Below are 8,811 nucleotides of genomic sequence, written 5' to 3'. Positions count from 1 at the left end.
CCAAATACTTACCAACTTGCCGATTGAACCGATTACGATTAGCAGCAATCCGAAGAGAATGTACTGCAAGCCTTTGTCATCCTTTAGTTCCATCACGCCACCTCAAATCATCAAGTACTTTTTAATTTCATCTATGGCTTCATCTGCACCGAAGCAGACTTTGCACATGTAACCTTGTTCTTCTAAGCGTTGAATCATGAGCCTTTGACTTGGTTGTAACTTCCCTTTCTTTGACTTCAACTCAATCCAAAGCCCGTGTATCTCACCATTTGGAACAATTAGCTGAAGGTCTGGAACACCAGCCTTCACGCCCAACTTCTTAAACTTTGCAGCTTCAAGGATGTTTCTTGAGCCACCATTAGGAATATGAAACAGGTAATCACTCAAACGACCTGAACCATACTTCACTCGATGCGCCCAACTCATGAGCGTCATCTGTTCTTGATCTTCTGTAGGCACTCGATTAAATCGCTTTGAACGAGCTGCCTTCTGTGACTGGACCCTTTGAGCCTCTTTGAATGTGGTCATTGGTCACCCCATCGCTTTCTTGATTTCATGGATACAGAACTTCAAAGCAAATACTCTCTGATCATTACCGTTCTTTAGGTTCTGCTCTTTCGCCAATTCAAGTTGATTAACAAGCTGACTAGCTGCATTTCTTAACTTGTCGTTTTCAATCTTTGAGTTATGTAATTCTTGAGCTAGGCGATCTACTTCTAAGATTGCTTGCTCTCTTGTTAGTTCTTGGTCCGCAAAGCAGGTGCCGCCTGCATGACAATAACCGTCTGCTCCACAGTAAGGGCTTCCACCCTTACAGCGCATCACAGCATTAGCCCATGTGTCGTCGTTCTTACTTAGCAAGTCATGCTCACATGGGATCTTGGTTGCTTTCATCCTTCCCCCTTGAGCGCTTGCTCTCCTATCCATTCGTATTTGTTTGCACCACAACCAAAGCAATGTAGTAGCGCATAATCTTCTTTATCTGAGCCAATTCCTTGCAACGGCTCTTTACCGCAACGACCACACATACCATTTAGCATTGCAGGCATTGATTTTTGCTTCCAATCTTTAAGTTGAAACTCAAGTTCATCCACCCTCTTTTGCAGCTCGTCACCATAGTTACGTGAACTAGTAAGCTCTTCTTCAAAAGCCTTTACTCTTTGACGTTGTAGCGATAATTGGGTTTGCAGCTCCTCCACTTTCGCTTGCTGGTGCTGCCATGCTTCCTGCCAAATTGCCCATTTCTCGTTAAATGAATCGAGGTGAAATGCGTAAAGCTTTCTTTGACCGTTTAAAACATATCGACCAAGCTCCTCATCAAAATCAACCGCGTCTCTAAATAGCCCAATCCAGTACTTTTGCTTCTCAAACTCTTCTCTACACTTATCCATTCTTCACCCCAATCGATTAAGCTTGTAAGCTTCGTTAATGTGAACTTCAGTTACTTTGCAATTCGGCGAAATGTGGTTTTCTATGGGGAAGTCGTCGCCTAATGTGTCCGAATCCACAAAAGAACCCCCAACCCGCGCAAAACCAATCATTGCCGCATAGCAATCAACACACATTCTTGGCTGTCTTATTTCGCTATTTGAATAAAGCTCTGGAGAGCCACAATCGATGCAAACACCTTTAAACTCACTCATGGCTGGCTCCTTTAATCCCTAAAATTACCCATCCTTCTTGCAGCCCATACCCGCTTAAGACATAAGAGATGGTTTTACGAAGTTCATTGCCTGAATATAGAAGCGGCATGCCTTGCTTCATTTGCTCGCCTGAATGTATCGTCTCAAGCAAAATCAGCTCATCGCCAACTTTGAAATCTCGATCATTGAAACGAATCTCAAATGTTTTACGACCATCAACAACAGCTTGAAAAACTTCTGGATCAGTTTTTAAATTGTGAACTTTACTCATCCCCGCCTCCATATATTGATTCGTGGTCTTTGATTGCCTGCTCCAATTCATCCCAGCCGCTTACATTTGGATGCTTTGCTTTATTCCGCGCTAGGTAGTCTTTGGCAAACTTAGTGCCACCATGCCACTTGATCAGATCAATCGACTCCACCAAGCGTTTGAGATCCGCCATGTTCACAAGTTCAATTCTTGGATTAAAACGATCTGAATACTTTTTTGCTTTGGTGCAGTAGCATAATGTTGAGTAGTAACACTCCATATATTTGCTTGGGATGCCTTCAACAACCTCTCGCGCCTTATCCAATCCTTGCTCACGAATAAAATGTTCTGGTTTCATACCGCCTCCTTGTAACGTCTAGTCATGGCTTCCTGCTTGAGCTGGTCTAGCATTTTCAGCTTTCTTAATTTCTCGTAGAGGTTCGCTGCTGCTCTTGTTTCTTCATTACGAGTACCGAGGTTGTACGCTCTACGCAGCTTCATCATTGCGTTGTAATCTACAAATTCGATCATGCTTTCAGCTCCCCTTTAACATTCAGGATGTCTTTTGCGTATTGAGTTGCCTTGTAATGATTTTTCCCAACACGTTCGAAATATTTCCATTCAACAAATTTTTGAAGATTGCTGTAGATGGTTCCTCGATTGAAATCAAACACTGATTCCTTCACGTCTTTGACACTGAAAGGCGCTGATGCATGACAGCCAAACACGAGTAAGCTAAGCTGGTCATCAAAGTTTAATTTCTTTGTTCTATTTAAAGTTTTCACGCTGCACCTCCAAACTCTTGCAAACTAGCGAGATAAGCAGGATCAAGATCTGCAAATGTTGCTCTTGCTAAATCAGTACCTAGACGCACAGTTCCTACCTCTCCATCACGGCACTTACCGATGATGATTTCAGCAGTTCCTGCATCTTTTGAGTTCTTGTCGTAAACTTCATCGCGGTAAATGAATAGAATCACGTCCGCATCCTGCTCCAATTGCCCAGATTCACGAAGATCGGCATTAACTGGACGTTTGTTAGGTCTGTTCTCTAAGTTGCGGCTAAGTTGAGATAGAGCGAATACAACGCAATCAAATTCTTTTGCGATTGCTTTCAACCCTTTTGAGATTTCACCAATTGCTCTAACTTGGTTATCAGTAACAACTGGGCTTTTCATGATTTGTAGGTAATCAACGAAAATTGCGTCTACACGGCCATACTTAGCTTTAAGTAATCTTGCTTGACGACGGACATCAGAGAGTGATGCATTAGCCGTGTCATCAATTCCGAATTTGGCATTTTCAAGCATCTTGTTAGCCTGAACTAAACGCCCCCAGTCATCATCCTCAAGAAACTTAGACTTGATATTGCGAAGCTTGATTTGTCCGACACCTGAAACAATACGGTCCCTGATTTCTTCCTCAGTCATCTCAAGTGAATGGAACTGAACAACAAGGTCTTGGTTGATTGCCATATCACTCATAATATTTTGAGCGAATGTTGTTTTGCCCATTGATGGACGGGCACCAATCAGAACAAAGTTGCCACGACGTAGAGCACCGATTTTGTTGTCTAGTGCAATGAATCCTGTTCTTAAGCCCGTTTCAACATAAGTGCCGTTCTTTCGTGCAATGCAAGTTTCTTCTAGATCCGCATAGAGACGTGCTACAAACTCATTCACATAGGTAAGTGATTTCTTCTCAGAGTTGTCACCGATTTCAGCAATCATGTTCTGAGTTTTATTGAGCATCTCATCTAGGTTTGTGGTGAAGTCCTTTGCCATACCCTGCATAAGCACAGAAATGTCTACGAACTTACGACGAACCATTAAACGGTGAAGCTTCTCGATGTGTTGTTCCAGTGTTGAAATAAGCGTAGGCGCTTCTGCATTCAGCGTAAGCATGTACTGCTCATCAATGTGGTGAAGATTCAATGGGTTTTTCTTGATTTCGTCCCATACAAGAATGAAATCAATTTGTTCACCACGATCGTGGATTGCTTTAATCGCATCAAAAATAATCTGATGTTTTCCTGAGAAGTAATCACGGTTTAGGCGTTGAACATATTGATCCACACCATCAGCAAGAGATAACAAAGAAACTAATACACCTTGCTCTGTAGGGACTGAATGTAAGTAATCCATTATTTAGCCCCCTTGTATTCTTTGCGAATCAATACAGGTGCATTACGCTTTGTTTCTGAATTATCAGAGTTGGTTTTATCCTGCTCTTTTGGGAACATATTGATAAAACGATCTAGTTTTTCAGGTTCACGGCAAATCAATTCAATATCGGTATAACCACCTTGAACATGGTAATCAGACTTAGAGCAATTCAGGATTGCATGTTTGATGTCTTCAACCAGATATCCATCAGCGAGACGAGACTGAATTTTTCTAGCTCGTTTGTCAGATAGAATCGTTTTTTCATTTTTGCTGAATGTGGTTTTCCAGAACTCGAAAATTTCACATATATCTTTCTTAATATTTTCTTTCTTATTTGTTTCTTTCTTAGTAGTACCATTTTCGGGGGTAGTCTCCCCTCCATTTTGGTGGGTACTCCCCATACCATTTTCGGGGGTAGTGTCCATACCATTATCGGTACTACCATCCATTTTGGCAGGTGGTTCAAACTCAGGATGAATGATTGAAAATTTGTTAGTTTCACCAGTTGATCTAACCACTAAAACCAAACCCAATTGTTCAAGCTGGCGAACTGAGTCAGTAAGTGTTTTTAATTTCTTGATTCCAGTCTTTTCTTGAAGGAAGCTAGAAGTAATCGACCAGTTACTACGGCAAAAACCATCAGTAAAGCGGTTAATCACTACGTAGCATTTCAAAGCGCTACCCGTCATTTCAGACACATAGCCCTTATCCACCAGGTAATTTGGTGTTCTAGTGTATTTATCTTCCACTGGGGTGGCCTGCTTGAGAAATTGTTCCAGGTTAAAAGCCGTATTCATCAAACACCTCTCAATACAAATGCAGCTAAATCAGCTTTCGCTTTAGCCAATGCCATAGAGTTTTCGAGAGTTCGATTAAGCACATAAGCCTCAACCGCTTTTTGAAACAAACTAATCTTCCGATTTAGTTCAATGTCTGCTAATATTGAATAGTTCATATGGTTTGCTCCGATTGAACATTGAGCCTGATCCACGAAATCAGGCTTTTTTAATGTCTGCTGTTTCTGAGCGCACTGATAAATCTGAATGCAGCTCATGGTTTTTATCGCTCTCTGTTAAGCCGAAAATCTTTTGTTTAATCTTCGTCTCAGCTTTCAATTTTTGGAGATGAGGCTTGATTAACGTTTCGTACACATACTCACTTGCACCCTGTCCTGCTCGTAGCATTTCAGCCAATGAGGACAACTGTTCTTTGTGGTCTGTTGGCATATGGATGGTGATAGACGCATCCTTCTTTGGTTTACGTTTAGTCATGGTTTTTCCTAGGCAGTTAATGCTTGACGGTCAGCCTTTAGCTTTCCATTTGTTAATACTTCAAAGGCAGCTTGCGTTCTTGGTGGTATGCCTTCTTGCTCCCATTTGGTAATACCTGAGCGTGCTTTTTTGATTTTCTTGGCTAGTTGAGAGTTATTTTCTACACCGTAGAACTCCCTCAAATGCTCTACATTCATATTCAAATTCCTGAACATATTAATTCAACTTATTGAACAACATGTTCAGGCATTTGTCAAACTTCTTGTTCATAATTTTGAACATCTGATATAAGGTTTTGAACGATGGATAATTCTGTTTCTGATCGCATTCAATCTCGAATGGCTGAATTAAAGTTATCTCAAGCGGATTTAATGAGGCTCACTGGCGCTGCTAGAGGAACTGTTTCTGGTTGGGTAAATGGAAGTAATAATCCGAGCGCAAAGCACATTGAGGCGCTAGCAACCGCATTAAAAACAACATCCAGATGGATTCTTACTGGAAAAGAAAAACAAAATTTAACCAACTTCAACATGCAAGAATTTATGGATAAGCACGGCCTATCCAAGAAAGATGAATCATCATTTGATGTGAATGATATTCAAAGCGCGTCAGTAGTTGAGTATGGTGGGGATGATGGATTTATCTGGATTGATGTGGTAGAGGCAAGTTTTTCTTGTGGCACAGGAGAATCTATAGAGTTTCACTTTGATGTGATCAATGGAAAACAGCCATTCCCACCTAGTTTTTTTAAACAAAAAAATGTTCATCCTGATTGCATGCGCATCATCAAGGCTAAAGGCGACAGTATGGCGGACAAGATTGAGGATGGGGATTTGGTTGGCATTGATATATCCCAAACCGACATTATTGATGGTCAAATTTATGCTGTTTACTTTGAGGGTGAAGGCATGATTAAGCAGATTTTCAAGGAAGAAGGCGGGAAACTGATTCTGCACAGCCTAAATCCTAAATACAGAGATCGTGAAGTCACGGAGCAAAATGGATTGAATTTTAAAGTTATGGGTCGCCAATTTTGGCGTGCAGGTTAAAAAAGGAGAATGGAATTGGACAATTCAAAACTACCAATCAACCAGATTATTGCTCGCATCAATGATGCTGCGAAACATGGTGAAGCTTTGGTGCTAACAGCCGAAGAAGTGAAGATTCTTTCCAAAGATATTGGCGACAAAGTCTTTATTCCTGTGCTTACTAATGAGCAGGTCGTGCAGTTGGTAAAAGAAGGAAAGCTTGGGCAGAAAATTAATAACACCAAAGATTAATAAGCTGTGAACCCGACACAGTACTTTATAACAGTTCGGGCAAAGTGGTGCGACAACCAATGTCAAACTCATGATGAAACTAAAAATACAGACTGTTAGACTATGACAATAACCAATACAGACCTGATTGATGATGATGCTATGAGTGAGAAATTCCATGTAGTTTATGATGGCAAAGCATTAGAAGAACACCTAATGGATGTTCGAGATCTTGCGCCTGCTATGATGGCTATAAGTGACCTCTTGACTCATGCCAATAAAGAGATCAATGGGGATAAGCTTGAAATTCAATTAAATGTCAAAGCAAACTTTAAAACAGGTTGTTTTGGAATAGAATTTGTTGAGCACCTATCTTGGGTGAATCAAATCAAAGATCTATTAGTTGGCCCTACTGCAACGGCCTTAGCAAACGCAAGTGGGATCTTGGGATTGGTTGGTTTTTTTGGGGGTGCTACTGTTGGTGTAATTCAAATCTATAAAAAACTGAAAGGCAACCCTCCTGTTAAGATAGAGGAAACTGTTGATCATGCAAAAGTCTTTTACACTGAAACTGAATATTTAGAAGTTGATAAAAGAGCGTTACGTCTTTACCGAAGCAAGGTGATTGCATCCGATATTGAAAAAATGCTAGAACCACTAAGCAAAGATGGGATTGACTCATTTTATGTTGTAAAAGAAATGCTTGATGAAAATGTTGAGCTATTTATTGACAAAAAAGAAGTTGAGTATTTTAAATTTCAGGACATTGATGATCATTTGAGCGAAAGCATCACAGAAACTTTTTTGCAAATTGAATCAATATCATTTAAGGAAAAAAACAAGTGGCGATTCAATAATGGCGGCTCAACAATTAATGCTTCTATTACTGATGAGGTGTTTCTGCAAAAGATTGATTCTGGATTGCTTCGTTTTGGTAAGGGCGACTTACTTAAGGTTAAGCTAAAGACCATCCAATTTTTAGCTCATACAAAACTTAAGACAGAGTTTGAGGTTATGGAAGTTATTGAGCATAAGACTACCAAACAAGAAGAATTTGATTTTTAAAATACAAAATTAGCAACGCTTAACCCACCCCGTGTGGGTTTTCTTTTGTCTATTAAAGCATGAATTCAGAATATTGAACATTTTTAATTAATTTATTGAACAAAGTATTGACATTAATGTTCAATTAGTTGAACATAACTCTACCGAATATTAAAAAGCCCCGAACAATCTTGGCGGATGCGGGGCTACTCAACGAGTGAGATAAGTATGAACATAAAAGCCAACATAGTCAAATCCATGGGATTCGTAGGAGTAGTTAGTGCTCTAACTGCTGCTTATGCATTTACCCCAGCTAACAAAGAACCTGTAACGGTTGCAGCTCCTTTCAAAGTTGAATCAATCGACCCTGAAAATGAACAAGCAGTACTTCAAACTGCAAATGAAAAGTTCACTTTAGAAGTTGATTTTGATGCTCAGTACTCAATTGATGGCAACGGCTATCAAGCTTGGCGTGAAGTTGAAATTAACGAGATTAAAGACATTCGCGTTTATGACGAAGATGGCGAGGTCTTAGCTTACGTTGATCGTTTAGACGTAGTTGAGATTAAAGATCTTATCGAATCAGGGATTAGAGAGCGCATTTAAGCGCTCCATGGTGAATGTCATGAATGCACATCCTGAAATTATCGAAGTATCAAGACTTCAAAATCTTATTAAAGATTCTGTAAATGCCCTGCTTCCACTTTCTAGTGAGGAAGACACAGTAATCACTGACGGTGGCAATTGGATTCATCTTCGCTATGTAGGTCGTGGTACTGAGCAAATCCAATTGGAGCTAAGCGATCAGTTCTCTATTAAGACAAAAATCGCCTACCTAAGTGAAACGTTAAAAAGATTGGCTGAAATTAGAAATGAGTTGAGAGGTGGGTGATGGAGACTAAATACGATTGGTCGAATGTGCCTGATGATGTTTGCTGGATTGCAACTGATGAAGACCATAATTCATGGGGATTTGTTACTGAAAATGAACCATTCATTGGTGGTGAGGATGAGGACCAATGGGTAAGCAAATCATTTGCACATTCATGCAAACACATTGGTTTCAGAATTTTTTCAGGCGACTGGACAGATTCATTAGAACAACGCCCAGTAGAAAAGAATTAGGAGAAGATTATGAATGCGCCAGTGCAAAAGAAAGCTCCTAAAAAGAACAAGAAGA

At 40.2% G+C, this 8,811-nt stretch carries 19 protein-coding genes; 6 read left to right on the top strand and 13 right to left on the bottom strand.

Going from position 1 to position 8,811, the window contains the following annotated elements; all coding sequences use genetic code 11:
* Positions 1–102 precede the first annotated feature (102 nt).
* The 13 genes from EGT34_RS20355 to EGT34_RS20305 are packed head-to-tail and all read right to left on the bottom strand — an operon-like array spanning position 103 to position 5,525.
* Positions 103–528: a VRR-NUC domain-containing protein gene (locus EGT34_RS20355; protein ID WP_000206511.1), complete on the bottom strand. Its 426-nt coding sequence runs from the start codon at positions 526–528 to the stop codon at positions 103–105.
* A 3-nt stretch (positions 529–531) separates the two neighbouring features.
* A complete protein-coding gene (locus EGT34_RS20350) occupies positions 532–894 on the bottom strand; it encodes a hypothetical protein (RefSeq protein ID WP_031975127.1) in 363 nt (120 codons plus the stop codon).
* Positions 891–1,391 carry a hypothetical protein gene (locus tag EGT34_RS20345; protein ID WP_031975128.1) on the bottom strand — a complete coding sequence of 167 codons (501 nt, stop codon included), beginning with the start codon at positions 1,389–1,391 and terminating at the stop codon, positions 891–893. The genes EGT34_RS20350 and EGT34_RS20345 overlap by 4 nt, the downstream gene beginning before the upstream one ends.
* Positions 1,392–1,394: 3 nt before the next feature.
* Positions 1,395–1,643: a hypothetical protein gene (locus EGT34_RS20340; protein WP_031975130.1), complete on the bottom strand. Its 249-nt coding sequence runs from the start codon at positions 1,641–1,643 to the stop codon at positions 1,395–1,397.
* Positions 1,636–1,914, bottom strand: a complete 279-nt coding sequence (locus tag EGT34_RS20335) for a DUF3850 domain-containing protein (protein WP_004834288.1) — start codon at positions 1,912–1,914, stop codon at positions 1,636–1,638. The genes EGT34_RS20340 and EGT34_RS20335 overlap by 8 nt, the downstream gene beginning before the upstream one ends.
* Entirely contained in the window at positions 1,907–2,251 is a 345-nt protein-coding gene (locus EGT34_RS20330; RefSeq protein ID WP_031975131.1) for a hypothetical protein, read from the bottom strand. The genes EGT34_RS20335 and EGT34_RS20330 overlap by 8 nt, the downstream gene beginning before the upstream one ends.
* Positions 2,248–2,424 carry a hypothetical protein gene (locus EGT34_RS21090; protein WP_162830751.1) on the bottom strand — a complete coding sequence of 59 codons (177 nt, stop codon included), beginning with the start codon at positions 2,422–2,424 and terminating at the stop codon, positions 2,248–2,250. The genes EGT34_RS20330 and EGT34_RS21090 overlap by 4 nt, the downstream gene beginning before the upstream one ends.
* Positions 2,421–2,678: a hypothetical protein gene (locus EGT34_RS20325; protein ID WP_000854669.1), complete on the bottom strand. Its 258-nt coding sequence runs from the start codon at positions 2,676–2,678 to the stop codon at positions 2,421–2,423. The genes EGT34_RS21090 and EGT34_RS20325 overlap by 4 nt, the downstream gene beginning before the upstream one ends.
* Positions 2,675–4,036: a replicative DNA helicase gene (locus tag EGT34_RS20320; RefSeq protein WP_031975133.1), complete on the bottom strand. Its 1,362-nt coding sequence runs from the start codon at positions 4,034–4,036 to the stop codon at positions 2,675–2,677. Before EGT34_RS20320 ends, EGT34_RS20325 begins: the two co-directional genes overlap by 4 nt.
* The gene (locus EGT34_RS20315) at positions 4,036–4,854 is read right to left on the bottom strand and encodes a hypothetical protein (RefSeq protein WP_031975136.1); all 819 of its coding nucleotides are present in this window, start codon (positions 4,852–4,854) and stop codon (positions 4,036–4,038) included. The genes EGT34_RS20320 and EGT34_RS20315 overlap by 1 nt, the downstream gene beginning before the upstream one ends.
* Positions 4,854–5,012: a hypothetical protein gene (locus EGT34_RS21085; protein WP_001109646.1), complete on the bottom strand. Its 159-nt coding sequence runs from the start codon at positions 5,010–5,012 to the stop codon at positions 4,854–4,856. The genes EGT34_RS20315 and EGT34_RS21085 overlap by 1 nt, the downstream gene beginning before the upstream one ends.
* 40 nt (positions 5,013–5,052) lie before the next feature.
* Positions 5,053–5,328, bottom strand: a complete 276-nt coding sequence (locus EGT34_RS20310; RefSeq protein WP_002052638.1) for a hypothetical protein — start codon at positions 5,326–5,328, stop codon at positions 5,053–5,055.
* An 8-nt stretch (positions 5,329–5,336) separates the two neighbouring features.
* Positions 5,337–5,525, bottom strand: coding sequence for a hypothetical protein (locus tag EGT34_RS20305; RefSeq protein WP_001100147.1), 189 nt, complete (start codon positions 5,523–5,525; stop codon positions 5,337–5,339).
* Positions 5,526–5,630: 105 nt separating this feature from the next.
* Between EGT34_RS20305 and EGT34_RS20300 the strand changes: the two genes are divergently transcribed.
* From EGT34_RS20300 to EGT34_RS20275, 6 genes are all read left to right on the top strand, one after another.
* The gene (locus EGT34_RS20300) at positions 5,631–6,377 is read left to right on the top strand and encodes a S24 family peptidase (RefSeq protein ID WP_031975139.1); all 747 of its coding nucleotides are present in this window, start codon (positions 5,631–5,633) and stop codon (positions 6,375–6,377) included.
* A 15-nt stretch (positions 6,378–6,392) separates the two neighbouring features.
* Positions 6,393–6,608, top strand: coding sequence for a hypothetical protein (locus EGT34_RS20295; protein ID WP_000370477.1), 216 nt, complete (start codon positions 6,393–6,395; stop codon positions 6,606–6,608).
* Between the two features lie 102 nt (positions 6,609–6,710).
* Positions 6,711–7,652 carry a hypothetical protein gene (locus EGT34_RS20290; protein WP_020753284.1) on the top strand — a complete coding sequence of 314 codons (942 nt, stop codon included), beginning with the start codon at positions 6,711–6,713 and terminating at the stop codon, positions 7,650–7,652.
* Between the two features lie 237 nt (positions 7,653–7,889).
* Complete coding sequence (locus tag EGT34_RS20285; protein WP_000508120.1) at positions 7,890–8,237, top strand: hypothetical protein; 348 nt, start codon at positions 7,890–7,892, stop codon at positions 8,235–8,237.
* A 19-nt stretch (positions 8,238–8,256) separates the two neighbouring features.
* Positions 8,257–8,523 carry a hypothetical protein gene (locus tag EGT34_RS20280; RefSeq protein WP_068920996.1) on the top strand — a complete coding sequence of 89 codons (267 nt, stop codon included), beginning with the start codon at positions 8,257–8,259 and terminating at the stop codon, positions 8,521–8,523.
* Positions 8,523–8,756, top strand: coding sequence for a hypothetical protein (locus EGT34_RS20275; protein WP_060454651.1), 234 nt, complete (start codon positions 8,523–8,525; stop codon positions 8,754–8,756). Before EGT34_RS20280 ends, EGT34_RS20275 begins: the two co-directional genes overlap by 1 nt.
* The last annotated feature ends 55 nt before the right edge of the window (positions 8,757–8,811 follow it).

It is taken from the genome of Acinetobacter sp. FDAARGOS_558 (assembly GCF_003937785.1).
In the GTDB taxonomy this organism is placed as follows: Bacteria; Pseudomonadota; Gammaproteobacteria; order Pseudomonadales; family Moraxellaceae; genus Acinetobacter; species Acinetobacter baumannii.
Note: the sequence above shows the minus strand (reverse complement) of the source record. Positions and strands in the feature narration are given on the sequence as shown.

Excerpts from the sequence above, each read along its gene's own strand:
- EGT34_RS20320 (WP_031975133.1), bottom strand. The coding sequence starts at position 4,036 with ATGGATTACTTACATTCAGTCCCTACAGAGCAAGGTGTATTAGTTTCT.
- EGT34_RS20355 (WP_000206511.1), bottom strand. The coding sequence starts at position 528 with ATGACCACATTCAAAGAGGCTCAAAGGGTCCAGTCACAGAAGGCAGCT.
- EGT34_RS20305 (WP_001100147.1), bottom strand. The coding sequence starts at position 5,525 with ATGAATGTAGAGCATTTGAGGGAGTTCTACGGTGTAGAAAATAACTCT.
- EGT34_RS21085 (WP_001109646.1), bottom strand. The coding sequence starts at position 5,012 with ATGAACTATTCAATATTAGCAGACATTGAACTAAATCGGAAGATTAGT.
- EGT34_RS20300 (WP_031975139.1), top strand. The coding sequence starts at position 5,631 with ATGGATAATTCTGTTTCTGATCGCATTCAATCTCGAATGGCTGAATTA.
- EGT34_RS20315 (WP_031975136.1), bottom strand. The coding sequence starts at position 4,854 with ATGAATACGGCTTTTAACCTGGAACAATTTCTCAAGCAGGCCACCCCA.
- EGT34_RS20345 (WP_031975128.1), bottom strand. The coding sequence starts at position 1,391 with ATGGATAAGTGTAGAGAAGAGTTTGAGAAGCAAAAGTACTGGATTGGG.
- EGT34_RS20280 (WP_068920996.1), top strand. The coding sequence starts at position 8,257 with ATGAATGCACATCCTGAAATTATCGAAGTATCAAGACTTCAAAATCTT.
- EGT34_RS20335 (WP_004834288.1), bottom strand. The coding sequence starts at position 1,914 with ATGAGTAAAGTTCACAATTTAAAAACTGATCCAGAAGTTTTTCAAGCT.
- EGT34_RS20310 (WP_002052638.1), bottom strand. The coding sequence starts at position 5,328 with ATGACTAAACGTAAACCAAAGAAGGATGCGTCTATCACCATCCATATG.
- EGT34_RS20350 (WP_031975127.1), bottom strand. The coding sequence starts at position 894 with ATGAAAGCAACCAAGATCCCATGTGAGCATGACTTGCTAAGTAAGAAC.
- EGT34_RS20330 (WP_031975131.1), bottom strand. The coding sequence starts at position 2,251 with ATGAAACCAGAACATTTTATTCGTGAGCAAGGATTGGATAAGGCGCGA.
- EGT34_RS20290 (WP_020753284.1), top strand. The coding sequence starts at position 6,711 with ATGACAATAACCAATACAGACCTGATTGATGATGATGCTATGAGTGAG.
- EGT34_RS20275 (WP_060454651.1), top strand. The coding sequence starts at position 8,523 with ATGGAGACTAAATACGATTGGTCGAATGTGCCTGATGATGTTTGCTGG.
- EGT34_RS20285 (WP_000508120.1), top strand. The coding sequence starts at position 7,890 with ATGGGATTCGTAGGAGTAGTTAGTGCTCTAACTGCTGCTTATGCATTT.
- EGT34_RS21090 (WP_162830751.1), bottom strand. The coding sequence starts at position 2,424 with ATGATCGAATTTGTAGATTACAACGCAATGATGAAGCTGCGTAGAGCG.
- EGT34_RS20340 (WP_031975130.1), bottom strand. The coding sequence starts at position 1,643 with ATGAGTGAGTTTAAAGGTGTTTGCATCGATTGTGGCTCTCCAGAGCTT.